General features: G+C 66.1%; 23 protein-coding genes. 9 read left to right on the forward strand and 14 right to left on the reverse strand.

Annotation, left to right across the window (positions count from 1 at the left end; genetic code table 11):
• Nucleotides 1-38: 38 nt before the first annotated feature.
• On the reverse strand, nucleotides 39-326 hold the full coding sequence (locus tag QX132_RS20795; RefSeq protein WP_315739884.1) for a GlsB/YeaQ/YmgE family stress response membrane protein: 288 nt from the start codon (nucleotides 324-326) through the stop codon (nucleotides 39-41).
• Between the two features lie 228 nt (nucleotides 327-554).
• Here QX132_RS20795 and QX132_RS20800 point away from each other — a divergent pair, with 228 nt between their 5' ends.
• Nucleotides 555-1,931, forward strand: a complete 1,377-nt coding sequence (locus QX132_RS20800) for a TIGR03808 family TAT-translocated repetitive protein (protein WP_316162722.1) — start codon at nucleotides 555-557, stop codon at nucleotides 1,929-1,931.
• Between the two features lie 9 nt (nucleotides 1,932-1,940).
• Here QX132_RS20800 and QX132_RS20805 read toward each other — a convergent pair whose 3' ends face one another.
• The 6 genes from QX132_RS20805 to QX132_RS20830 form a co-directional block, all read right to left on the reverse strand.
• Nucleotides 1,941-2,801, reverse strand: coding sequence for a DMT family transporter (locus tag QX132_RS20805; protein ID WP_315739886.1), 861 nt, complete (start codon nucleotides 2,799-2,801; stop codon nucleotides 1,941-1,943).
• A gap of 68 nt (nucleotides 2,802-2,869) precedes the next feature.
• Nucleotides 2,870-3,466 carry a TetR/AcrR family transcriptional regulator gene (locus tag QX132_RS20810; RefSeq protein WP_316162789.1) on the reverse strand — a complete coding sequence of 199 codons (597 nt, stop codon included), beginning with the start codon at nucleotides 3,464-3,466 and terminating at the stop codon, nucleotides 2,870-2,872.
• Nucleotides 3,467-3,589: 123 nt separating this feature from the next.
• Nucleotides 3,590-4,216, reverse strand: coding sequence for a TIGR03809 family protein (locus QX132_RS20815; protein ID WP_316162724.1), 627 nt, complete (start codon nucleotides 4,214-4,216; stop codon nucleotides 3,590-3,592).
• Nucleotides 4,217-4,685: 469 nt separating this feature from the next.
• Nucleotides 4,686-6,329: a S8 family serine peptidase gene (locus QX132_RS20820; protein WP_316162725.1), complete on the reverse strand. Its 1,644-nt coding sequence runs from the start codon at nucleotides 6,327-6,329 to the stop codon at nucleotides 4,686-4,688.
• Between the two features lie 33 nt (nucleotides 6,330-6,362).
• Nucleotides 6,363-7,208, reverse strand: a complete 846-nt coding sequence (locus tag QX132_RS20825; protein ID WP_316162728.1) for a hypothetical protein — start codon at nucleotides 7,206-7,208, stop codon at nucleotides 6,363-6,365.
• On the reverse strand, nucleotides 7,205-7,774 hold the full coding sequence (locus QX132_RS20830; protein WP_008961196.1) for a sigma-70 family RNA polymerase sigma factor: 570 nt from the start codon (nucleotides 7,772-7,774) through the stop codon (nucleotides 7,205-7,207). The genes QX132_RS20825 and QX132_RS20830 overlap by 4 nt, the downstream gene beginning before the upstream one ends.
• 322 nt (nucleotides 7,775-8,096) lie before the next feature.
• Here QX132_RS20830 and QX132_RS20835 point away from each other — a divergent pair, with 322 nt between their 5' ends.
• Entirely contained in the window at nucleotides 8,097-9,245 is a 1,149-nt protein-coding gene (locus QX132_RS20835) for a GGDEF domain-containing protein (protein WP_315739890.1), read from the forward strand.
• A gap of 11 nt (nucleotides 9,246-9,256) precedes the next feature.
• Entirely contained in the window at nucleotides 9,257-10,366 is a 1,110-nt protein-coding gene (locus QX132_RS20840) for a DUF2336 domain-containing protein (RefSeq protein WP_316162731.1), read from the forward strand.
• 28 nt (nucleotides 10,367-10,394) lie between these two features.
• Here the strand turns inward: QX132_RS20840 and QX132_RS20845 are convergent, their stop codons facing one another.
• Both QX132_RS20845 and QX132_RS20850 read right to left on the reverse strand, forming a co-directional pair.
• Nucleotides 10,395-11,033 carry a DUF1109 domain-containing protein gene (locus QX132_RS20845; RefSeq protein ID WP_315777534.1) on the reverse strand — a complete coding sequence of 213 codons (639 nt, stop codon included), beginning with the start codon at nucleotides 11,031-11,033 and terminating at the stop codon, nucleotides 10,395-10,397.
• A 2-nt stretch (nucleotides 11,034-11,035) separates the two neighbouring features.
• The gene (locus tag QX132_RS20850) at nucleotides 11,036-11,581 is read right to left on the reverse strand and encodes a sigma-70 family RNA polymerase sigma factor (RefSeq protein ID WP_315756517.1); all 546 of its coding nucleotides are present in this window, start codon (nucleotides 11,579-11,581) and stop codon (nucleotides 11,036-11,038) included.
• A gap of 325 nt (nucleotides 11,582-11,906) precedes the next feature.
• Between QX132_RS20850 and QX132_RS20855 the strand changes: the two genes are divergently transcribed.
• From QX132_RS20855 to QX132_RS20865, 3 genes are all read left to right on the forward strand, one after another.
• Nucleotides 11,907-12,296: a hypothetical protein gene (locus QX132_RS20855; RefSeq protein ID WP_315739894.1), complete on the forward strand. Its 390-nt coding sequence runs from the start codon at nucleotides 11,907-11,909 to the stop codon at nucleotides 12,294-12,296.
• Between the two features lie 84 nt (nucleotides 12,297-12,380).
• Entirely contained in the window at nucleotides 12,381-13,160 is a 780-nt protein-coding gene (locus QX132_RS20860; protein ID WP_315739895.1) for an enoyl-CoA hydratase, read from the forward strand.
• 249 nt (nucleotides 13,161-13,409) lie between these two features.
• Nucleotides 13,410-14,825 (forward strand): TolC family outer membrane protein, encoded by a 1,416-nt coding sequence (locus QX132_RS20865; RefSeq protein WP_315739896.1) that lies wholly within the window; start codon nucleotides 13,410-13,412, stop codon nucleotides 14,823-14,825.
• Nucleotides 14,826-14,899: 74 nt separating this feature from the next.
• Here QX132_RS20865 and QX132_RS20870 read toward each other — a convergent pair whose 3' ends face one another.
• Nucleotides 14,900-15,808: an amino acid ABC transporter substrate-binding protein gene (locus tag QX132_RS20870; protein ID WP_315770475.1), complete on the reverse strand. Its 909-nt coding sequence runs from the start codon at nucleotides 15,806-15,808 to the stop codon at nucleotides 14,900-14,902.
• A 176-nt stretch (nucleotides 15,809-15,984) separates the two neighbouring features.
• On the opposite strand from QX132_RS20870, the gene QX132_RS20875 reads away from it, so the two are divergent.
• Nucleotides 15,985-16,272, forward strand: coding sequence for a DUF3303 domain-containing protein (locus QX132_RS20875; protein ID WP_315739898.1), 288 nt, complete (start codon nucleotides 15,985-15,987; stop codon nucleotides 16,270-16,272).
• A 156-nt stretch (nucleotides 16,273-16,428) separates the two neighbouring features.
• On the opposite strand, the gene QX132_RS20880 is transcribed toward QX132_RS20875, so the two are convergent.
• The 3 genes from QX132_RS20880 to QX132_RS20890 all read right to left on the reverse strand — a co-directional run bounded on the left by QX132_RS20880 (nucleotide 16,429) and on the right by QX132_RS20890 (nucleotide 20,462).
• The gene (locus QX132_RS20880) at nucleotides 16,429-17,628 is read right to left on the reverse strand and encodes an adenylate/guanylate cyclase domain-containing protein (RefSeq protein ID WP_316162735.1); all 1,200 of its coding nucleotides are present in this window, start codon (nucleotides 17,626-17,628) and stop codon (nucleotides 16,429-16,431) included.
• Nucleotides 17,629-17,833: 205 nt separating this feature from the next.
• A complete protein-coding gene (locus QX132_RS20885; protein WP_316162737.1) occupies nucleotides 17,834-19,183 on the reverse strand; it encodes a carbohydrate porin in 1,350 nt (449 codons plus the stop codon).
• A gap of 421 nt (nucleotides 19,184-19,604) precedes the next feature.
• Entirely contained in the window at nucleotides 19,605-20,462 is an 858-nt protein-coding gene (locus QX132_RS20890) for a LysR family transcriptional regulator (RefSeq protein ID WP_315716073.1), read from the reverse strand.
• A gap of 97 nt (nucleotides 20,463-20,559) precedes the next feature.
• Here QX132_RS20890 and QX132_RS20895 point away from each other — a divergent pair, with 97 nt between their 5' ends.
• Together QX132_RS20895 and QX132_RS20900 are read left to right on the forward strand one after the other, a co-directional pair.
• Nucleotides 20,560-20,937 carry a tautomerase family protein gene (locus QX132_RS20895; RefSeq protein WP_315798343.1) on the forward strand — a complete coding sequence of 126 codons (378 nt, stop codon included), beginning with the start codon at nucleotides 20,560-20,562 and terminating at the stop codon, nucleotides 20,935-20,937.
• A gap of 719 nt (nucleotides 20,938-21,656) precedes the next feature.
• Nucleotides 21,657-22,295, forward strand: coding sequence for a leucine-rich repeat domain-containing protein (locus QX132_RS20900; RefSeq protein ID WP_316162739.1), 639 nt, complete (start codon nucleotides 21,657-21,659; stop codon nucleotides 22,293-22,295).
• A 1,044-nt stretch (nucleotides 22,296-23,339) separates the two neighbouring features.
• Here the strand turns inward: QX132_RS20900 and QX132_RS20905 are convergent.
• Complete coding sequence (locus QX132_RS20905; RefSeq protein WP_315739936.1) at nucleotides 23,340-24,569, reverse strand: cyclic nucleotide-gated ion channel; 1,230 nt, start codon at nucleotides 24,567-24,569, stop codon at nucleotides 23,340-23,342.
• Nucleotides 24,570-24,571: the final 2 nt, after the last annotated feature.

Below are 24,571 nucleotides of genomic sequence, written 5' to 3' on the forward strand. Positions count from 1 at the left end.
GTGGTATGACCGTATGACCGCTGACCGTCAGCGCTGTGTCAGATGCTCCAACGGCGCCGACCGCCAAATCCCCCGCCGATCAGGCGCAGCAGGAGCAGCAGGACCACGGCGCCGATGAAGGCGTTAATGATCGCGGCGACCAGTCCGACGCCCAGATGGATTCCGAGCTGCGGCAACAGCCAGTTGCCGATGAAGGCGCCGACGAGACCGACGACCAGGTCGCCGATCAGGCCGAAACCGCCGCCCTCCATGACGCGGCCCGCGAGCCACCCGGCGACGATGCCGACGAACAGAATAACCAGTAGACTCTCATTGGACAGATGCATGACCCTCTCCTCGCCGATCCATTGCCGGAACAATGTCCGCGAGTCCCATTGGTTCCCTCGGGAGAGGCTCACCGGTTCGACGGGCAACCCATAGCCGGCGGCGATCTGACGTGAAGATTTAACCCTACCGCCAACAATCCCGGGCGCAGGCGCTCATCCTCAGCATCAGCATTGAGACTTTCAGCTTAAGTCGTGGCCGCACATCATCTTTTGCGCGAGACGCTGACCATGGATGTCAATCGCCGCCGCATTCTGGCTGGATCGGCTGCCGGCGCCGCCGGGGCATTGGCCCTGCCGGCGGATGCCGCACAGGCCGCCCCCTTGATCTCCGCGCTGGGGCGCGACGCCACACAGTATGGCGTCAAGCCCAACAGTCCCGACGACCAGACCCGCGCGCTGCAGCGTGCGATCGACGAGGCCGCCCGCGCGCAGGCGCCGCTGGCGCTGCCGCCAGGCACCTATAGGACCTCGATGCTGCGCCTCGCCAGGGGCAGCCACTTGGTCGGCGTCCGCGGCGCCACCAAGCTCGTCTTCACCGGCGGCGGCCCGTCGATGCTGTCAGCAGAAGGCGCTGACGGCATCGGCGTCAGCGGCATCGCGCTCGACGGCGGCGGCATCGCCCTGCCCCAGCGCCGCGGCCTGCTCCATGTCGCCGCTAGCCGCGACGCCCGTATCTCCGATTGCGAGATCACCCGCTCCGGCGGCAGCGGCATCTGGCTCGAGCAGGTCTCGGGCGACGTCAGCGGCAACGTGATCACCGACATCGCGGTCACCGCCATCGTGTCGTTCGACGCGCTCGGCCTGATCGTGTCGCGCAACACCATCAACGGCACAAGCGACAACGGCATCGAGATCCTGCGCACCGCGATCGACGACGACGGCACGATGGTGCTCGACAATCGGATCGAGGACATCAAGGCTGGCCCCGGCGGCTCGGGCCAGTACGGCAACGCCATCAACGCCTTTCGCGCCGGCAACGTCATCATCAGCGGCAACCGCATCAGGAACTGCGACTACTCGGCAGTGCGCGGCAACTCCGCCTCGAACATCCAGATCACGGGCAACAGCGTCACCGACGTGCGCGAGGTCGCGCTCTATTCGGAATTCGCGTTCGAGGGCGCCGTCATCTCAGGCAATACGGTGGATGGTGCCGCCTTCGGCGTCTCCGTCTGCAACTTCAACGAAGGCGGCCGCATCGCGGTGGTCCAGGGCAACATCATCCGCAATCTGATCCCGAAGCGGCCGATCGGCACCGCACCTGACGACGATGCCGGCATCGGGATCTATGTCGAGGCGGACTCCGCGGTGACCGGCAATGTCGTCGAGAACGCCCCGTCCTACGGCATCGTCGCCGGCTGGGGCCGCTATCTCAGGGATGTCGTGATCTCCGGCAACGTCATCCGCAACGCGCTGGCGGGCGTCGGCGTGTCCGTCGTTCCGGGCGCGGGCACGGCGCTCGTCAGCAACAACATGATCTCCGGCACGCCCCGTGGCGCCGTGATCGGGCTTGATCACATCAAGCCGGTGACATCGGACCTGACGCGCGACGGGACGCAAGGCTATGCGCAGATCGTGGTCAGCGGCAACGCGGTGCGACGAAGCTGAGCCGCCGCTTCAAATCGGCCGAGCACTCGGCCTCACTTGTGTGATCGCGACGCCGGTGATCGCCAGCAGCCCGCCCGCAATCAGCTTCGGTGTCATCCGTTCGTCCAGGAACAATACGCTCGAGATCAAGGCGAACACCGGAAGCAGCAGGCTGAACGGTGCGACGCGGCTCATGGAGTAGCGGGCGATCAACCAGAACCAGACGCCAAACCCGACAATTCCGCCGATGAAGACCGTGTAGGCGAGCGCCAGCCATCCGCGTTCATCCGCCGCGGCAAGGCTCGCCACCTGGCCATATTCGAGGAACGACGACATGACCATGACTTGCGGCACGGTGAGCAGCGACGACCATCCCATCAGCATCAGCGGTTCAAAAGGGCCGTAGCGCTTGGTCAGGACGTTGGACACCGCGAATGCGAAGGCTGCGCCAACCACCAGCAGCAGCGGGAGCACGTTTGCCGTCAGACCCGGCTCGGCCGCCAGCACGACCACGCCGGCGAATGCAAGCCCTACTCCAGCGCATGTGGAGAGGGACGGCTTCTCCGCCAGCAGCGGCCACGCCAACAGGACGGTGAAGGGCGTGGCGAGTTGATAGGCGACGGCTGACATGCTTCCCGAGCCGAGCCCAAGACCAACATAGAACAGCCCGAAGTTCAGGCCGCCCAGGAAAACGGAAATGACTGCGATGTGACCGAGCTGTCGACGCGTCGGCCTTTTGACGAACGGAACGAGCAGCAGCGCGATGGCCAGAAATCGAAGCGCGAGAAAGAACAGCGGCGGAAACTCCGTCACCCCCACTTTGATGACGACGAACTGATAGCCCCACAGCAAGGGAACGGCCACCGAACAGAGAATCTGGACCATGGTCATGGCATTCTCCATTTAAGGACTGATCGGTCCAGATATAGGCGACTCGAAAGCAAGGCGCTCAACGGTCTCTATCGAATGAAGCGGTCGAGAAGCGCGTCAACGGTGGCTTGCGATGTGATCGGCGTCGGCCCCGTCTTGCCGACCACGCGCAGCCCCTCAACGAAACAGACGAGAATTCGCGCGGCACTCGAAGGTTCGACACCATCGGCCAGCTTGCCCGCCATCTTCGCGCGGGACAGTGCATCCGCCACCCGGACCTCCATGGCCTTGAAGAAACTCGCGATGCGCCGACCAACTTCGGCGTCCTGGCCAGCAAGCTCCATGGCTGTCGCCACCAGCAGGCAGCCGCGCCGACCATTGGCCCCGCGCGTGCGGTCGACGTAGCCGGCAAGATAGGCCCGCAGGCCGTCGACCGGCTCCCTGCTTGGGTCGAGCTCGGTATCCATCCGGGCCAGGGCATCGGCGATGTAACGGTCAAGCGCGAGCAGGAACAGCGAGTGTTTGTCACCGAACGCGGCGTAGAGGCTGCCACGCGAGAGCTTCGTCGCCTGAAGAAGATCAGGCAGCGCCGTCGCGTGATAGCCACGCGACCAAAACACACCCATTGCCCGCTCGACAGCGGCGTCCATGTCGAAACTTCGCGGGCGCCCACGCGGCAACTGCATCGGAGTCTGGCGGCTCATCACCGATATATGGACTATTCGGTCTTGAAATCAAGTGACCGGATTGAGGGCGGCTTGCGGCCCCCTTGGCTGCGATGCGGTTTGGGTCTGGAGCTCGCCCTGCGCCTAGAACGCGACCGCCAGCGCGGGATAGCGGCGCTCGATGGCGTCGAGATCGACCACCGGCTCGTCATACTCGGCGTCGGATTGAATGCCGATGCTCAAAGCCTGCTCCAGGGCGAACATGTCGATGCGGGGCGGCGCGACGGCCGGCTCCGGCGCGATGGCATCTTCGGCCACATAGTCCGGTTCGATGACGTCGTCCGGTTCCAGATCATCCGCGGCCAGCTCGATCTCGGGCTCGACGATGATCTTGGACTCCGCAAGGATGGTTTCGAGCGAGGGCGGCAGCGCGATGGGGCGCCGCTCGATGGGATGATTCTCGTGGAGACGGAATTTGATCGGCTCCGGCTCGGCGGGGCGCACGGGAGCGGGTGGCGCAGCCACCATCGCAGCCGGCCGCTGGCTCGGCACGATGCTCACCTGCTCGGGTTCGGCGCGGGATAGCGCCTGCCAGGTCTGCACCGCGGCCTTGGCGTGCCGGATATCGTCGAGGAGCGACTGCTCGGTGTAGTAGCGGCGCCAGCGGCCGCTCTGGAACAGCTCGGTCAGATGGTCCAGGCGCCTTTCGGCGAGCGCGCACCAGCGTGCAGCCAGTTCGCGGCTGCAAGCCACGTCCGGTCGATGTGTCATGGGGGAGCCCGTGAGATAAGGGGACGGACGCACTCGGCACGAATCAACGCAACGTGACGTGAATATTTTGTGGAAAAGGTTAACAAAGTCTAGCTAATGCCATGTTGTTTGGCGGCCAAACCGTAGTCGTGCGGAAATTTTCTCCGTGCTTTTTCGGAATCCGGCCTAGTGCAGCCACGCGAGCGCGGCCAACGACATCGCCTGACAACCCGAAGATGTGCCCATCGGGCGGGCGAACACTGCCGGATATCAATGTCGCCGGGATTTGACCTGACCCAGAAATGGAAGACCCGTCCGGGGGGACAACCGGACGGGTCGAGCCATATGGGCGCTTGGGGTGGATGGGCGCTCGCGCCGTATATAGCCTTGGGGAGGGGATCACCGCTCCCACATGCTTTCTGTCGTGACCGCCCCGCTGCACGTTCAAAGCGAGCGGGAGAATTTCGGAACGTTCACGAAAACGTTGGCGTCATTGCTGCGCCGGCCGAAGCGCGTCGCCGGCTGGAGATGCCTCGGTCACCGCGGCCGGCGCCGGGCGCAACTCGCGGGCCGCCGCGGGCTCCGTTTGCAGCCCCGCGGAAGGCACAGCAGCAGCAGGCGCATCCTGTGGCGAGACCACGGCCTGGACCGCCGCCAGGGCATCCGCCTGCCCTGCCCCGAACAGATCGTCGCGTCCGGGCGTCCCGAGATCGCGCGCGGTCCCGGTCAGCACGGTCCGCACCATCTCCGGCTTCAGCGCCGGATTGCGCTCCAGGACCAGCGCCGCAAGCCCGCTGACATAGGCCGCGGAAAACGAGGTGCCCGAGATGATCTGATATTTTCCGTCCGGCGCCGGCAGGAAGATCTCGGCGCCGGGCGCGGCCAGCGCGATGTAATTGCCGCGGTTCGACGCCGGCAGCAACTGATCCCTGTCATCGGTCGCACTGACGGCGATGACGTTCGGATTGCCCGCAGGATAGAGCGGCGGCGACTTGGCCCCGGCATTGCCGGCCGCAGCGACCATCACGACGCCCTTGGAAGCGACCGCCGCAATCGCGCGCTCGATCACCGCATCCTTCGGGCCGGCGAAGCTCATGTTGACGATCTGCGCACCATGCAGGGCCGCGTAGTCCAGCGCCTTCAGGATCACATAGGAGCTGCTCTCCGGCCCGCCGCCTTTCTTGGCCATGCCGAAGGCGCGGACGGCGATGATGCGTGCATAGGGCGCGCTGCCCATCAACCGCTTGTGCGACACGATCACGCCGGCGATGCCCGTGCCGTGCGCATGCGGTCCCTCGTCGCCGCCGAGCGCGTCGAACGCGTCGAACGACGCGTCGGCGAATTCCGGGTGCTTGAGATCGACCCCGGAATCGATCACGGCGATGGTGACGTTGGCGCCCTCGGCCAGCCTGTGCGCTTCCGGCAGCCGCAGCTTCGCCAGCGCGTATTGCGCCGGATCGCCCTCGACAGGCGGCGCACTCTGCTGCTGCAGCGTATAGCGGTAGTTCGGCTGCACCGAACGCACCCTGGCATCTGCCGCGAGCGCACGGCTGACCGCTTGCACCGAGCGGCGATCGGTGATCCTGAACAGACCGATGGTGGCGCCGATCAGCGGAAAGCGCTGCGAGCTGATGCGCTGCAGGCCATGGCGGCGCGCCAGCGCGTCGGCCTGGTCGATCGAGAGACCGTCATCGATCTCGGCGACGATCTCGTTGGCGACGGCCCGCGGATCGCCAGCGGCCGCAGCCTTAGGCTCGCGCCGTTGCGTCACCTTGGCGGACCTGCCTTTGTCCAATCTTCCTTGGGCTTGCCGGCCCTGCCCGTCCCCCGTCACCGACCGGCGGTCGAGACATTCACCCGACACGCTGCGATCCGCCGGGTTGCAGGACGCCTGCAGGTTCGGTGCAAATCGCGCATTGGGCAAGGTCGGGCGCGCGGCCATCCCGGTCGGCGGCGGCACACGCATCGCGGTGCCCGGGTTGATGCTCGGCACCCGGCTCGGGATGTTGATGTTGGGCGAACGCATCATCGCTTGGGCATGGGCACTGAGGTCGCCACCGGCGAAAGCAGGCATTGCGACGACAATCAGTATCGCGACCGATCTGGCGAACTGTAGCGGCGAAGTGGACGACATGGAGCCTCCGAATGACGTTCGGACGGCGCGGGCCTATTGCGCGGCCACCGCGAGGCTGACGATCTTCTCTCGCGCCAGACGGCCGATCAGGCTGTCGGCCTCGGCCTTCGACAGCGGCCGATCGCCGAGTTGCAGCTTGAACAGGCCGCCTCTGGCGCCCTCGACGATCGACGCCTGGTAGCTGTCGAGCAACGCGGAGATGTCGGCCATGCGCGCATTCGGCGCGAACCGCACCAGCGCATAGGCGGGCGCGGTCGATCCGGCGACCTGCGGTCCAAGGCCGCGGATCAGCGGAGCGGCCGGGGCCGGTGCTTCGGCCATCCGCGAACGCGTCATGCTCTCGGGCGTCCGCTCCGCCGGGGCCGGCGCAGCAGCGCTCGGCGGCGGCGGCGGCGCGGCCATCGGTTTGCTCGCGGGCTCGGGAGCTGCGTTCTTGTCCTCGACCGAGGCGGTCTGATAGGTCGCGGTCTGCGAGCGCATCAGCACGGCGCCGATCACGCCGGCCTGCGCCAGCACCAGCAGCGCGCCGAGGCTGACGGTCCACGCCAAGGTCCGCGGCGACAGGCTGTCGAAGAAATCCATCAGCCGCGCGCTGAAGCCGCGCGGCGCGGCAGGCTTCTGCACCGGATCCGCCTCGATCGCCGCGAACAGCTTCTGCATCGCGCGCATCGAGGGCGCGCCGAGGCTTTCGTTCAGCGCGATGGTCTCGGCATATTCCTTCTGGATCTCCGCATACTGCCTGGCGAGATCGGCATCGTGGGCAAGCACCTCCTCGACCCGGCGCATGTCGCGCGCGTTCAGGGTGCCGGCGGCGTACCACGGCAGCAGGAGTTCGATCTCTCCGGGCTCTTGCTCCAGCATCTTGCTCAAAGCCATCATGGCCAGCCTCTTTCAATGCCGGCCGCTTTCAGGAGTTCGGCCAATTTCTTGCGCGCATAGAACAGGCGCGTCTTGACGGTGTTTTCCGGAATTCCGACGATCTCGGCCACCTCCTCCACGGACTTCTCGTGGTAGTAGACGAGATCGACGATCTCCCGGTGATCAGGCGAAAGCGCCGTCAGGCACTTGCGCAATGCTTCGCCGGTATTCTTCTTCTGGACCGCGACCTCCGGATCGTCGGAGGTATCCTCGATCGCGTTCGCGGCCTCGTCTTCCAGCTCAACGTCCTTCCGGCGCCGAAGTGCCGACAGGGCCTTGAACCGCGTGATCGCCAGAAGCCAGGTGGAGACGGCAGAACGGCCCTCGAACTTGCCGGCCTGACGCCACACGTCGAGAAAGACCTCGCTGATGAGGTCTTCCGCGACCTGCTCGTCCCGCACGAGCCGGAGCCCGAAACGGTACACCCTGACATGGTGCCGTCCGTACAGCACCTGCATGGCGAGCCGGTCGCCTTGAGCGATCCGGGCAATCAGGGTTTCATCTGACGCCGCTGCTGTCACGCTCAATGGCCGTCTCGCAAGATTGGTCTGGAGGATTGACGTCGCGGTTCGAATACAACCGCAAAAATCTTCAAAATACCGGAAAGATACGTCCCGAAATGTGAGTTGGCGCACAGACTTGCAGATTTCGCTGCAGCGCCCAGGTCGATCGCGACCAGCGGGTTCCCGCCTACCATGTTCCGCCCGTTCCCGCCAACTGCGCGCCCTGAAAGCCGTAGATTCCCCGTCGCAGCACGACGCCGGCGGCCTCTTCGTCCATGCCCATAGATACCAAAGTTAAATGCTTTCCCACGTAGATTTTGAGCCAACGACGAAGAATCGCGAGCACATGGGCACGACGGCACCGCCTTTTCCCAGTCCGAATGTCGCTGAGGCCGGGGACGCGCAGCCGTCTCCGTCCAGCGACCTGCGCGCGCGTCGTGCCGGGCGGCGCCGGCAGATGCTGGCGCTGGTCGCAGGATGCTACCTGATCGACGCCGTCATCCTGCTGATCTACGCCAAGGCGGGCACCGTCCCGGTCACGATCGCGCCAGCCTACGCAGCGATCGGCGTTCTCACCGTCGCGCTGTGGACCGCTTTGTCGGAGAGCGGTTTCAACGACCGTTTCCGCGACCACTACCTCGTGGTGCCGCAATCGCTCGCCAGCATGATGATCACAGTCGCGTTCTGCTACATCGCGCCCGAAGTCAGCATCCTGTTCCTGTGCACGCTGTACATCGTCGTCGCCTTCGCCTCGCTGCGCGCGACGCCGCGCCAGAGCGCGATCTGCTGGACGTTCCTCGCGATCGGGCTGGCGGGATTGTTCCTGCTCACCGACAAGCCGCTCGGCATGCCGCACGACAGCGGCCTCGAGCGGCTCGCGACGCTCCTGGTCTTCCTCCTCACCATCGCCGGCTGCATGTTCCTCGGCATCTTCTCCAGCGCGCTGCGCGAGACGCTGTACCAGCGCGGACAGAAGCTCAAGGAAGCCTATCGCCGCATCGAGGAGCTGGCCGAGATCGACGAGCTCACCGGCGCGCTGAACCGGCGCTCGATCATGGATGTGCTGGACGAGGAGATGGCGCAGGCGCGGCAGGGCGGCCAGCCCTGCTCGGTCGTGCTGATCGATCTCGATTGGTTCAAGCGCATCAACGATACGCATGGTCATCCGACCGGCGACGACGTGCTGCGCACCTTCGCTATCACGATCTTCGCCAACATTCGCGGCAGCGACCGCTTCGGCCGCTACGGCGGCGAGGAATTCCTGCTGGTGCTGCCGGGCGCGCCGGCGGACGCCGCCGCGCGGCTCGCCGAACGATTGCGCCAGATCATCGCCGGCCTCGACTGGAGTGCGTTCTCGACCGGCCTGCAGGTCACGTTCTCGGCCGGCGTGGCCGCCCCGCGCGGCGACGAGACCGCCGATTCGCTGCTCGCCCGGGCCGATCGGGCGCTCTACGACTCGAAGGCGCAGGGCCGCAATCGCGTCACCAGCGCCTGAGCCATCCCGGCATGCCCCCGAAACCCACCCCGAACGAAAGCCTGCTCGACGAGCTCGAGGACACGCTCGCGCACGGCACCGTCGCGCGGCGGGTCGAGACCCTGCGCAAGGTGACGGACCTGTTCGTCGACGGCGCGACGGACTTCGCCGATGACCAGGTCGCGCTGTTCGACGACGTATTCGAATGCCTGATCGACCACATCGAGATCTCGGCCCGCGCCCTGCTCGCGCGCCGGCTTGCGCCGCTTGCGTCGGCGCCGCCGCGGACGCTGCACCGGCTGGCGGATGACGACGCCATCGATGTCGCAGGCCCCGTCCTGTCGAAGTCGGAACGGCTCGACGAGGCCGCGCTGATCCGCACAGCCGAGACCAAGAGCCAGGCGCATCTGCTCGCGATCTCGCTCCGGCGCGTGCTCAGCCACGCCGTCACCGACATCCTGCTCAGGCGCGGCAACGACGAGGTCGTTCACAGCACCGTCAGCAATCCCGGCGCCGACGTCTCGGGGACCAGCCTCGACACGCTGGTCGATCGCGCCGCGCTGGACGAAAACCTCGTCGCGTGCCTCGCCATGCGGCCCAATCTGCCGCGCCACCTCTATCTGAAGCTGGTCGCCAAGGCGTCTGCCACCGTCCGCACGCGGCTCGAGGCGGCAAATCCGAAGCTCGCGCAGGAGGTCTCCTCGGCGGTGCGCATGGCGGGCCGGCGGGCGCGATCGAGCGCGGTGGCGCTGACCAGCCAGACCGAGATCGCGCACGCGCTGGTGCGCTCGCTGCATGCCGAGGGCCGGCTCGACGACCGTCTCGTCGTGCAGTTCACCGAGCAGCGCAAGTTCGACGAGGCCAATGCCGCCGTCGCGGCCATGGCCAACGTGCCGGTCGCGGTCGCCGAAAGCATCATGATCGAAAGCCGCGCCGAGGGCGTGATGATCCTTGCCAAGGTCGCAGGTCTGTCCTGGCCAACGGTGAGATCGATCATCCTGATGCGCGACGAGCTCGCCACCACCGCGCCGGCCGATCTCGACGCCTGCAAGGCGACCTATGAGCGGCTCCGGCGGTCCACCGCGCAGCAGGTGTTGCGCTTCCACCGCGTGCAGGACGCCGCGGCGCCGATGCAGGCGTAGTCGCGACCTCGCTTGTCGCGCAGCCCCCTCAGTAGCGCAGGACCCTTGCGCCGATGAGCGCGCCGAGCCCGGCCACGATCAGCGCGGCCACCGTGTACCAGGTCGCCACGAACAGCGGCGAGTCGTCGGTGCAATGCGCGGCATAGAGCGTCGCCGCGATGCCCGCCGAGACCAGGCCGGCGATCGCACCCGTCATCGCCGGACGCGACGGCGCGCCATGGCGCAGGCCGAACAGCGCGGCGGCCAGCAGCGGCAGCGACAGCACGGGAATGGCGCTCATGCACACCATCGAATTGTGGCCGACCAGCCGCGCCATCATCGGCGTGCGCTGCGGCAGCATCATCTCCGCCGCCATGCCGCCGATGAGGACGACGATCGGCGCGATCAGCAGCCAGCTCCAGCCCTGCAGCGAGGCTTCGGGGCGCGACAGATGCAGCCCGATGATCAGCGCCGGGATCGCCAGCGCCGTGGTGACGACGAACTTCAGGTCGAAGAACGGATTGCGCACCGCGAGCCAGATGTCCGGCCGGACGCCGAGGCCGATGAGCAGCATCGCGGTCGATACCGGCGTCGCCGCCATCAGGGCCAGCGCCAGCACGATGCCGACCGGCTGCGCGCGCTGCGCATTGTCGGCCGCGAGGGTGCGGATGAGCTGATCGGTGTCCATGGTCAGGTATCCCGTAGCTTGGCCGTGAGGCTTGCGAGCGCCCGGTGCAGCGCCACCCGCACCGCGCCCTCGCTCATCGAAAACTTCTCCGCGGTCTGCTTGATCGAGGCGGCCTCGACTGCGATCGACTGCAGCACGTCGCGCTGACGCTGCGGCAACGTCTTCAGCTGCGCCTCGACCTCGCTGGCCGAGACGGTGGGCGCCGGCGGCGCGTCGGCCAGCGTCTCCGAGAAATCGTCGATGTCGACGAACACCCGCCGGCCACGCCGGCGCAGCATGTCGATCAGCTTGTTGCGCGCGATCGCGAACAGCCAGGGCGCGAACGGCGCGTCGACGTCCCAGGTGTGCCGCTTCAGGTGAACCGCCAACAGAATTTCCTGCACGATGTCCTCGGCCTGGTCGGGGGGCTGACCGGCGCGCGCCAGCCCGCGCCGTGATGCCGCGCGCAGCACGGGCGTGATCGCCCTCAGCAGGCGATGATAGGCCTCGTCGTCACCGGCGACGGCCTGGCGCATCCAGCCCGTCCACTCGTCGTCACGCTCGCGCAACTCCGCTCCACCCCCAGCAATTCGCCCGAAACACTCAGTTTGTTACTCTCGCTCCATCCTCATCACTAATTCGTGATGAGGACTTTGGCCTCGGAACCATCCGAGTTACGCCACACCGAGAGCACGCCACCGGGCAAGTCTTGGAACCGCTCCATAGCACCGAATCGCGAGGTGCATGATCAGGTTTGATGGGCAGCGTCGCAAAGTGCGGCGGCGCCCAGCTTTTGCCGTGAGCGGCAGGAAGATACCCATTTTCTGCCCCGTTCTCGACATCTGTCGGGGTCTCACTCCGGCTTGGGCTGGCGGGATGGGGAGAAAGCCGACGATGACGATCCAAGCCAGTGGACGTTCAGCATTGATCATTGCCGCCGCGTTCGTTCTGGGCCTCGTTGGCACTGGATTCGCGCGCGCGGCCGAACAGCAGAGCTACAGTCCGTTCTTGCCGGTGGGGTCCGAGAGCGCTCCGGCGGCGAAGCAGGACGGCTTCCCGGCGCCGCTGCCGGCCGAAGCCCAGGCTCAGGCCGCACCTGCGGCGCAATCGACCGACGCCGCGCCGAGCGATGCGCCGGCGGCCTCGGACGTCACCGTGAACATGGTCACGGTCAGCAATGACGACAGCTCCGGCTGGGACAAGGCCTCGATCATCGGCAAGATCTTCATCGCCTGCGGCACCCTGCTCACCCTGGGCTCGGCGGCGCGGATGTTCATGATCTGAGGCGCCGCGCGGCGCCGCACCTACTTGATGCGCATCGATCCAGCGGGCACATTGCCCGCTGTTTTGATTTCTCGGGGTGGGATCATGAGCGTCTACGAGCACATCATCGTCGAAGGCAAAGGCGCGGTCGGTGTCATCACCCTGAACCGGCCGAAGATGCTCAACGCGCTGTCGTTCGGCGTCTTCCGCGAGATCGCCGCCGCCGTGGACGACCTCGAGGCCGACGACGCCATCGGCTGCATCGTGATCACCGGCAGCGAGAAAGCGTTCGCCGCCGGCGCCGACATCAAGGAGATGCAGCCGAAGAGCTTCATCGACATGTTCTCGAGCGACTTCACCGCGATCGGCGGCGACCGCGTCGCGCGCTGCCGCAAGCCGACCATCGCCGCAGTCGCGGGCTACGCGCTCGGCGGCGGCTGCGAGCTCGCGATGATGTGCGACTTCATCATCGCCGCCGATACCGCGAAATTCGGCCAGCCCGAGATCACGCTCGGCACCATTCCGGGCATCGGCGGCACCCAGCGCCTGACGCGCGCGATCGGCAAGGCCAAGGCGATGGACCTCTGCCTCACCGGCCGCATGATGGATGCGGCCGAGGCCGAGCGCTCCGGCCTCGTCAGCCGCATCGTGCCGGCCGACAGGCTGATGGACGAGGTGATGGCTGCGGCCGAGAAGATCGCGGCGATGTCGCGCCCGGCGGCGGCGATGGCCAAGGAGGCCGTCAACCGCGCCTTCGAGACCCCGCTCTCCGAAGGCATGAATGTCGAGCGCAACCTGTTCCACGCCACCTTCGCGCTGGAGGACCGCGCCGAGGGCATGGCTGCCTTCATCGAGAAGCGCAAGCCGGTGAACAAGAACCGGTGAGATTGCTGCGGGTCACTCGCAGCTGAACGAATCGATCTGCCTCTGATGTCCACGGGTGCCCCTCACCCGCCTACCGAGCGCGTATCCGTGCGGCCATGTCGCAGCACTGCGACAAACGGTCTGTGGCGAGCACGACACAACAAACCATGGAAAAGCCTGCCGGATTCCACATCCGCGGTTTGTGTGTGGCCGCCATCCGCCCTAAACAGGTAAACAACTGGTTAAGACAGTGGGACGCGGCGGAGTCGGATGGTGGGTCGAGCCAAGGAATTTGGCGTCGGCGAGGTGCGTGCGCGAAGGATCGGCCTCGGCCTGACCCTCGCGGCCAGCCTCGTCGTCTGCTCGCCCGTGCGCGCCGAGGATCTCGCGGCCGCGCTCGCGAAGGCCTATCAGACCAACCCGGCGCTCAATGCCGAGCGCGCGCGCCAGCGCGCGACCGACGAGAACGTGCCGCAGGCGCTGGCCGGCTATCGTCCGCAACTGATCGCGAGCCTCGGCGCCGGCCTGCAGGCCGTGCGCAACCTGCTCCCCAACAACACGATCCAGACCGCGACGCTGAAGCCCTGGACCATCGGCGTGACCGTCACGCAGACGCTGTTCAACGGCTTCCGCACCGCCAACAGCGTGCGCATGGCGGAGCTGCAGGTGCAGTCCGGCCGCGAGGCGCTGCGCAATGTCGGCCAGGGCGTGCTGCTCGACGCCGTCACCGCCTACACCAACGTGCTCGCCAACCAGTCGCTGGTCGAGGCACAGCGCTCCAACGTCGCCTTCCTGCGCGAGACGCTCTCCGTCACGCAGCGCCGCCTCAATGCCGGCGACGTCACGCCGACCGACGCCTCGCAGGCCGAGGCGCGGCTGTCGCGCGGCCTGTCCGATCTCAACGCCGCCGAGGTCAACCTCGCCATCAGCCAGGCGACCTATGCCCAGGTCATCGGCATGGCGCCAGGCCAGCTGCGCGCGGCCGACCCGATCGATCGCCTGCTGCCGCGCAGCCGCGAGGACGCGATTGCGCTCGGCAACAAGGAAAATCCGGCCGTGGCTGCGGCGAGCTTCGACGTCGACGCGGCCTCGACCTCGATCAAGGTCGCCGAGGGCGCGCTGCTGCCGAGCGTGACCCTGCAGGGCGGTGTCAGCCGCAGCCGCGATTCGGATCAGACGCTGGGCACCTTCGGCACCGACCAGGCCTCGATCGTCGGCAGCGTCACCGCGCCTATCTATGACGGCGGCACGGCGGCGTCGCAGACCCGCCAGAGCAAGGAGCTCGCGGCGCAGAGCCGCCTCGTGCTCGACCAGGTCCGCAACCAGGCGCGCACCGCGGTGGTCAGCGCCTGGGTCGCCAATGAAGGCGCCAAGGTCGCCGTCAGCGCCTCCGAGGCCGAGGTAAAGGCCGCCACCGTCGCGCTGCAAGGCGTCTCGCGCGAGGCCCAGGGCGGCCAGCGCACCACGGTCGACGTGCTCAACTCGCAGGCCGACCTGATCCAGGCCAAGGCGCGGCTGATCGGCGCCCAGCGCGACCGCGTCATCGCCTCCTACACGCTGCTCAGCGCGATCGGCCGGCTCGACGTCAAAAATCTCAATTTGAACACGCCGGACTACCTGCCCGAGGTTCACTACCACCAGGTGCGCGACGCCTGGCACGGGCTGCGCACGCCCTCGGGGCAGTAGCGCGGGACGAGACCCGCGCGAGCGCCGGCCTCATCCCATCCTGTCGATACGCCGTATGACATAAGCCGAAGATACTAATAGGCCTTGGGATCGCCGCTGTCGCTCGGATGCGCGAACGCCTTCTGCAGCGCGGATGTCATCGGGAAGTTGAAGTTGACGCCTTTCGGCGGCACCGGCGCCATGAACCATTTGGCGTACAAGGCCGCGATCTCCGGGCTCGTATAGAGCTTCGTGGCGGCGCGGTCGACGACGGCCTTGAAGGCCGGATCGTCCTTGCGCAGCATGATCCCATAGGGCTCCGGCATCGAGAACTGATCGGTCGAGATCACGAAGTCCGACGGCGTCTTCGCGCTGGCCACCAGGCCCGCGAGCAGGATGTCGTCCATCACATAGGCGTCGGCGCGACCGTTCTCGACCATCAGAAAACCTTCGGCATTGTCCTTGGCCGTCAGCACGTTCATGCCGAGCTGGCGCGCCGTGTTGGCCTCGAAGAGCTGCTTGATGTTGGTGGTGCCCGATGTCGAGGCGACGGTCTTGCCCTTGAGGTCGTCGATGGTCTTGAGGCCGCTCGCGGCCTTGGCGACGAAGCGGTTGGCGGTGAGGAAATAGGTCGGCGAGAACGACACCAGCCGCTGGCGCTCGATGTTGTTGGTGGTCGAGGCGCATTCGAGATCGATGGTGCCGTTGGCGATCAGCGGAATGCGGGTCGCCGACGACACCGGCGTCAGCTTCACCTCCAGCCTGTCGAGCGTCAGCGTCGCCTTGATCTCGTCGACGATCCTGTTGCAGATGTCGAGCGCGAAGCCGAGCGGCTTCTGGTTGTCGTCGATGTAGGAGAACGGCAGCGAGGTTTCGCGGTAGCCGATCGTGATCGCGCCGGTCTCCTTGATCTTCTGCAAGGTGCCGGTCAGCTCCTCCGCGAAGGCGGGTGCGGCCAGCACCGCTGCAACCAGAGCGTACGCGACGAGACGTGCCTTCTTCATGGGTTTCTCTTCCCGTTGGATGCGAGTTCCCTCGCAGAAGCAAGGACTGCGCCAGGGAAAGGCGTCTCGTCCACGAGGCCATCGCGGCCTCGTCCGTCAGGCGAACGATGTCCCCCCGGGCTGGCACCCCGCACCGATTCACCGCACAATGCGTGCACGTCAGGACGGAGGCGCGCATGCTGTTCATGGTGATCGAACGTTTCAAGGACCGCGATCCGATCCCGGTCTATCGCCGCGTCCGCGATCCCGGCATCACGTTTCCCGACGGGCTGAAATATCTCGGCAGCTGGATCGAACCCAATTTCGACCGCTGCTTCCAATTGATGGAATGCGACGACGCCCGCCTGCTGCAGCAATGGATTCTCTCCAATGCTCGCGACTCCGGCATGACGTTCGAGATCGTGCCGGTGGTGACGAGCGCTGAGACGCGCGAGGTTGTGGCGCCGTTTTTGGACGAGGCGTGAACGGCGGAGAAGTCCGCGTAAGGTGGGCAAAGCAGCAGGCGGCTGCGTGCCCGCCGTCTTTCCACGAACTCATCAGCAGGATGATGGGCACGGCGCCACCACGATCTCGAACGTGGAGACAGCGCGGCTGCGCCTTTGCCCACCCTACTGAATGCCCTACCCATCGAACGAAAACAGCTCGATCGGGTCGTTGAATCCGCGCACCGGGAATTCGCCGACGCGCTCCAGCGCGAACGGGCCTTCGACGAGCTCGGCGAAATCGCGCGACAGCAGCACCGGCCGGCCCACCTGCTTGGTCAACGCCTCCATGCGCGAGGCCATGTTGACCGCGGGGCCGATGACGGTGAAATCCAGCCGGGTGCGCGAGCCGATATTGCCATACATGACGTCGCCGACATGGACACCGATGCCGTAGTTCAGCGGCGCGCGGCCGGTCTCGCCGTTGCGCGCGTTCAGCTCGGTCATCGCCTTGCGGGCGCCGCTCACGGCGTGCAGCAGGTTGGCGCAGGCAGCGGGCTCGGTGAGCGGAAAGATCGCCAGCAGGCCGTCGCCGATGAACTTCAGGATCTCGCCGCCGTGCTGCGTGATCGGCTCCACCATGGCATCGAAATAGCTGTTGAGCAGATCGATGACGTCGTCGCGCGGCCAGTTATCGGAGATGCGGGTGAAGTCCCGGAGGTCGCAGATCATGATGGCGGCACGCACCGTGGTGCCGCTGCCGCGCCGGGTGGCGCCGGCCAGCACCATCTCGCCGGCATGCGGCCCGACATAGGTTTCGAGCAGGGTCCGCGCCAAGCGGTTCTTGACGCGGATCTCGCTGACCAGCGCCAGCACCGGCACGAGCCGCAACAGCGCATCGATATGCGCCTGGTCGAAGCCGCCGCGCCGGTCGGTCGCGAAGGTGACGATGTGGCGCTTGCCCAGCGTGTGATACATCGGCCATGCGACATAGTCGGTCAGGCCCTGCGCCCGCATCTCGTCATAGATCGCGTGCCGACGGCCGAGCTCGGGGTCGCGCGCGAGGTTCTCGCGGATCTCCTCGACGCCCTCATGGATTTCGCTGGCGGGACTGCCGATGTATTCCGAGCGCTCGCGGACGTCGTAGTCGACGCGGGCGATGTCGGCGCCCTCCATGCCGTCGCTCCACAGCATGCGCGCGCCGAGCCACTGCGGATGATTGATCTGGACGTGCAGCGAGGCCCGCTTCACCGGAATGCCGGCACGCTGCAGCCGGTTGCACATCTGCCCGAAGATGTTGTCGATGAAGCGCTCGTCGCGGGTGCCGTTGGTGAGCCAGTCCACGACCTCGTCGCCCAGGCGTCGGCCGGCGACGGGATGGGTGTCTGTTGCGGTCATGGCGGTCTCCTGGCAGCTCGGCGTCGCGGTCCAGGAGATGTCGTGTCGCAATGCGAAAGAGTCAATCGACGTCATCGCATCGCGGCCCACCCGGATGGGTAGGATACGCCAGCTCCGCATCGGATCGGCGAGCCGGGACAGCCGAGACGCCTCGCGCAGATGGGGCGGATGCTGCACACCCGCCCCGTCGGCTCACATCACAGGATCAGAAGTGCACGACCGTCCGCAGGCCGAGCACCACCGCATTGCCGGTCTTCAAGCCGGCGGCGTTGAAGCCGCGTCCGCCCGGATTGATGACATACTGGGCGTCGAACTTCAGGTTCATCCAGCCGGTCGCCTGCCAGCCATACCAGGCCTCGATCGGCACCTCGTTGCCGCCGGCATTCGGCGTCAGCGCCGCCGAGTTGACATGCGTCGTGCCGACCGCGAAGCCGACCTCGTCGTCGGGACGGAACGAGAAGGTGCCGGTGTGCTTGACGCCCCAGGAGATCTGGTAGTCCTGATACGAGGTGCGGTGATCGGCGACGCTGGTGTTGAGGAAGGTGTACCAGCCCTGCGCCTTGGGACCCTCGACCGTCAGCCGCTGCAGGATCGATTCGTAGAAGCCGTAGCGGCCGCGCTGGCTGCTGAGATTCTGATCTCCCACGCCGGGACCACCGGGGACGACGGCGACGATGCCGGGCAAGCCGCCGTCGATCGTCGACGCGCTGTCATACCAGCCGCCGAAGCGCCAGGTGCCGTTCAGCGGACCGCTCGGCTCCCACACCACTTCCACCGGCACCAGCACGCCCGAGGCGGGAGTGGAGCGCGGAATGCCCGGCGCGAGGTAGACGCCGGCGTCCGACGTCGTCAGATAGTTCGGATTGGCGTCGTAGACGCCGACCGACAGCTTCCATTCCTTGGTGAAGTTGTAGTGCACGACGCCGGCCCACTGGCTCACCGGCCAATTGTAGATGTAGCCGCCCTGGATGTTGCCCGGCTGGCCGCCGCAGAAGGTCAGGTTGATGAACTCGCACTGGCCGAAGAAGAAGTCGGAGCCGACCGGCAGCCGGCCGCCCTTGAGCACGAGGCGGTCGTCGAACAGCTTCTGCTGATAGTAGAATTCGGTGAGGCGCAGGATGTTGCCGCGGCCGAACACCTCGTTGGTCAGTTGCAGCGCCGGAATGCCGGCCTCGCTGTTGAGATTCTTGCCGAAGCGATCGACCAGCGTCACGCCAATCATGCCGCCCTGGATGCCGGCGAGCTTGGCCATGTCGAACTTGGCTTCGAACCACAATTGCCCGGCATTGGCCGCGGTGTTGCGCGAGCCACCCGACAGATTGGTGACGGCTTCGTCGCCGAGCGTGAGCGCGAGCGAGATGCCCTGCTCCTTCAGCCTGGTCCGGCCGAGATCGCCGAACAGATACGGCCGCGTCCAGAAATCATCGACACCCGCATAGGGAATCGGCGGCGCCTTCATCGGCAGATCGGCCGCGACCGCACCACCGCCACCCAACAAACAAGACAAGGCAATCCCTACGCCGCACATGCGCGCGGTCGTCGCAAACCCACTCATTTTTCCTGCTCCTCGCAGCGTCCCCAGGCTCTGGATGTTGTTCTGTCGCGTCCGGCCCAGAGCCTTCGTCCCGGCACGCGCTTCCCCACGGCTCAACCCCGGCCGCCGCTCATTCGAGGAGCGATTTCGTCAACCTGAGATTGGATGGCAATCCTAGCAAGCACCAGGGCGCCCTTGAATAGTCATATTATATTTTGGAGTCGGTATAACCGTAACTGTGACACGAGTGTCACATCCCGCATTGCGGAATAAGGCTTACGTCAATTCCACCCCGGCGACCCCTGAGGAGCCAATTCCAAGAGCGATCAGATCTGCGCGCGGGCACGCGCGAGCAGGACATCAATCCGTCCGCCGAAATACCGTTCGGAGTTGATCTCAGCTCCAAGCTCCATCACCTGCGCCGCGGCACGCGCCGCATGCATCACGCCCGCACCGCGCTTCGGAAGGCCGCCACGAGGGCATCGAGCGCCGCGCGCGCCCGGCCGTCCCTCACCCGCGTGTGCAGCACGACCGGCAGCCGGGGCAGCTCCGGCAATCCGAGCCTTGCGCCGACATCGACCGCGCCCGATGGCAGCATGCGCGGCGCGAGTGCGGCAACGCCGAGCCCGGCCGTGACGGCCGCGACGACCGCCGCAACGCCGCCGCCGACGAAGATTTCGGCCCAGGACACGCCGGCCGCATCGAGATGCTGCGCGGCCATCGCGCGCACGCCGCACGGCTCGGCCATGGTCGCGACCGGCAACGGCTCGCCCGCGCGCGGCTCCCAATCCGGGCCAGCGAACCAGCCGAACTTCTCCTCGGCCACGAGGTCGCCATCGCTGCGTCCGGCATGCAGGCGGACGATCACCGCCTCGAGCTCGCGCCGGTCGTAGCTCTGCAGCAGGTCGGCCGACGATCCGATGCGGATCTCGACCACGAGATGCGGATCATGGTCGTTCATGCGCGCGATCAGCGCCGGCAGCTCCGGCCCGGCGACATGGTCGCTGATGCCGATGATCAGACGCTGCCGCACGCCGGCGAACACCGCGAGCGCGCGGTCGTGCGCTGCCAGCAGCTGACGGGCAGGATCGAGGAAGACCCTGCCTCGCTCCGAGAGCTGCACATGACGCGGCGTGCGCTCGATCAGCCGGCACCCCAGCCGGTTCTCGAGCCGCCGCAGCTTCAGGCTGATCGCGGCCTGGGTCGTCTGCATCGCCTCGGCGGCACGGGTGAAGCTGCCGAGCTCGGCGATACGGACGAAGGCCTGGACCTCGTCCAGGTCGAGCGGGTGTTCGGTCATTTCCAGCCATTATGACTGATATCTCGATCCCCAGCATACCCGAACCGCACCGCCGCATCTAACCTCTCAGCCGACATCACGGATGAAAGGACTAGGGATGCCGCTGCTTCACATCTCGCTGCGCGCGGGCAAGCCGGAGGCCTACCGGCAGGCGATCTTCGACAGCCTCTACCGGGCGATGCGCGAGGCGCTCGACGTGCCGGAGGACGATCAGTTCATGACCATCACCGAGCACGATCCTTCCAACTTCCGCTATGGCAACGCCTTCGGCATCAACCGCAGCGACGATCTCGTCTACATCCAGATCACCGTCTTCAACACCCGCACGCGAGAGCAGAAGAAGGCGCTGTTCCGACGCATCGCCGACCTGCTCGGGGACAGCCCCGGCATCAGGCCGGAGGACCTGTTCATGACCATCCTCGACGCCGCCAAGGAGAACTGGTCGGTCGGCCACGGCCTCGCGCAATTCGCGTGAGGCGATCGGTGGCGAGCGGCTCGCCTGGAAGCACGATGTCTGCGCGCGTCATTGCGAGCGCAGCGACGCAATCCAGAATCCTTCGGAGAGACAGTTTGGAATGCTTCGCTGCGCTCGCAATGACAAGGAGAGAGCGCGTCGTACGTCCTAGCGAGGCTGCGCATCTTGAATGAAGGCATTCCACTCATCGCGAACGACGCCCCGAAGCAGACCAGGAGGGATCGTGCCCACGTTTGCTGGCCCAAGATAACTGGGCGGTGGGCCGCATGTCTCGATGAAGAAGTTGACGGCGTCGCCTGCTGTCTTAACCCCAGCGGCTTTGGCCGTTGGTGCATGCGTGCGGACGCAGGCTTTGAGGTTTGAGACCACTTGACGTAATTTGTCGTTCTCGGCCCGTGCGGACACTGACAGCGCACCTGCAACAAGCAGCAATGCAATTGCCGTTCTCAAAGCATCGATCCCATGAAATCCAACCCACCAGATTTGCATCGGCAATTGCGGTTCAAGTTTGTAAACACCAGTTACGCGCCGGCTGGCGGGTCAGCCAGCTTCGGGTCAGAAACTGCCTTGTCGTGTCACTGTCGGCTTGCTTACAGTTGAACCTCGATCGCGTAAACTTCCGCCACGGACCGAAATGCCCGAGATGGATCAGAACCGCCCTTGGTCTCCGGGTGAAGTCGAGGCATGATCTGGCCGTGAGGAACGCGTCGGACTTGCACTTGTCCTTGTGGAAACAGGCGCTCGGCGCCGTGCCGGATCATGTCTGGGATCGGACGAATCTGCAATCGCTCGTGCTGGCCGACAATCGCCTGGTGGAGATCTCGGACAGGGTCGGCGAGCTACGCGCCCTGAGAACGCTGGACCTGGGCCACAATCTGTTACGGCAGGTTCCGGCTGCGCTAGGCGAACTCGTCGGCCTGAGCGACTTCCTGTACTTGCACGACAATGCGCTGAAAGAGCTTCCGTCGTCGTTGGGGCGACTTACCCGGTTGCGCTACCTCAACATCAGCGCAAACGAATTCGAAAGACTGCCCGACGCGGTTACCGAGATGTCAGGACTTCTCGAACTTCGCGTAGCCGACAATCGCCTGACGACTCTGCCGATGACCATTTCCAAGTTGACGCGGCTGCGTGAGCTGCATCTCAGGAACAATAGCTTGACCCATTTGCCGGAAGAGATCGGTTCAATGGTGGAGCTGCGGCAGATCGACTTGAGAGGGAACCCTGTCGCCGCCTTGCCGGAAGCGCTGCTCAAGCTTTCACGTCTCGAAAAGCTTGATCTGCGCTGGGTGACGACGATCTCACGCCCGAACTGGTTCGCTGAGCTCGAAGAACGAGGTTGCGCGATTTACCTGTAACGCTTGCGTTTGCAACGTGCACTCTGGTCACAAGCTGCCGTCTCGAACGCCTGAGCGCCATGGCCGTTGTACCGCAGACAGCCGCCGGCTTGCTGCGCCGCGCAGGTCAGAGCGATGGGGTCGAATTCGGTCGTGACCTCCTGTTCGTTGATTTGCCCGACGAGCAGCGTCCCTGCCTTTCATGCAACGAAATCGGTCTCCGCCGCCCCCCGATCGGCGCTCGCCGGAACGGCGCGTTTCGTCAGCGACTTCAATATCATCGCTCATTTCAAGAGCTTCGCGCAAAAATAAACCACTTCCGAAAATCAGCAAATCATGTCTATGCTCCCTTCGTTCCGGTCCGGATGAGGGGCGTACGCGTCGTCACGAAACGTTGGGCCGGCAATGCGGTGGACGTGAGGGCATCAGCGCGCTTCATGCGCGGACGAATGATGCGCTTGCGGACGTGAAGTCGCGTGGTCCTGACACCCCGAAGCTGGTGTCCCCGCGGCAGCGAGCGAGAAGCGCGTCGTCGCGCACGGTGGCCAACAAGCCCGGTGCACCGAGGAGATCGCGTATAAGCGTTAAAACCGCCGCGCAGGGAATGCCGGACGAACCGGCTTTGCCTGTGGTACCTGCCGCCTGCATTTTTTTCGCAGGCGGGCCATGGGTGAGGCCCTCACCCGGCATTCCCTGCGCCCTCATCATGTTTCGAGGGCGAATGCTTTCCGCATCCCCCGGGCGCGACCGCGCCGCGGGACCGCGTGTGCATGCCCGGCTGTTTGACTGGTTGGTAGATGAGATAAAGCTCGTAGCTGCGCCACTCCCCGCTCGCCGCAGCGAGGACGTTGATGGGCAATCTGTGTTGGGCGACGATCTCGGTCTCACCCTCCCCTGGAGGGGGAGGGTCGATCGCACGCGAAGCGGGCGAGCGGGGTGGGGTGAAGCCACGGATGCTGGTGCTGCCGGAGAGATCACCCCACCCCGCCTCACGTCTCGCTTCGCTCCCCGCGAGGCGACCCTCCCCTGGAGGGGGAGGATGACAGCGGGACTCGTTGTTCGGACCTACCCGTCCGTCTGGTCGTCGTGCTCGGCCTGCGACAGCTCGGCGAGGGCGAGGTCGCCGGAATCGGCCATGCGCGCCTTGGCGATGGTCCGGACATGCGCGGCCAGCGCCGGCATCCGCGCGATCAAGGCGTGGAAATCCTGCGCGTCGAGCACCAGCAGCCGGGTCTTGCGTGTCGCGGTCACGGTGCCCGAGCGCTTGGTCCGATGCAGCAGCGCGATCTCGCCGAAGAACGTGCCGTCGGCGAGCTTGACGCATTGCGTCGGCAGCTCGATCTCGACCTCGCCGGCAGTGATGAAATACATCGAGGAGGCGGCATCGCCGCGCCGCACCAGCACCTCGCCGGACTCGATCGTGCGCGCGCGCAGCAGCCGCATGATGTCGGCGATTTCGGACGCCGAAAGATGCGAGAACAGCGGCACCCGCGCCAGCATGCCCCAGGTGACGACGAAGTCGCGCCGCTTGATCTCCTCGGCGAACGCGGTCGAGATGATCGCGACCGGCAGCGCGATCATGGCAAAGCCCCAGATGATCGCGAACACCGTGATGATGCGGCCGAGCGGCGTCACCGGCACGACGTCGCCATAGCCGACGGTGCCGAGCGTCACGATCGCCCACCACATCGCATGCGGGATGGTGCCGAACTTGTCCGGCTGGACGTCGCGCTCGACCGCGTAGAGCAGCGAGGCGAACAGCAGCACCGCGCCGGCCAGGATGACGAGGCAGCCGATCAAGATGCGCCGCTCGGCCTGCACCGCCGACAGCAGCGAGCGCAGCGCCGGCGAATAGCGCACCAGCTTGAGGAACGGCAGCACGATGCACACCGCTTCCAGGCTGCGGTCGCCAAGCACGAGCGCAATCGCGGCCGGCACGAAGGACAGGAGGTCGACGACGCCGAGCGCGGAGAAGGCGTAAGCGAAGCGATCCTGGCGCGGCGACTGCCGCCGCGGCATGTGGCCGGCGACGCTCCAGAGACGGGCGACATACTCCGCGGCGAAGACGATCAGCGCGCCGATCTTGATCGCGCGCAGCAGTCCGCCAATGGCGGCCGCGATGTCCGGGTCCGATGCCAGCACTACCGCCAGCACGTCGAGCGTGATGACGAGCACGATGAACTGGACGACGCGCGAGCCGTGCGTGCTCGGCAGATGGTCGTGCTCGAGCAGCTCGTACAGCCGGTCGCGCAGATCGGGATCGCGAACGCTCTCGCCCGGCCCGAGCGGCGGCACGA

It is taken from the genome of Bradyrhizobium sp. SZCCHNRI20481, assembly GCF_032485055.1.
Taxonomy (GTDB): Bacteria; Pseudomonadota; Alphaproteobacteria; order Rhizobiales; family Xanthobacteraceae; genus Bradyrhizobium.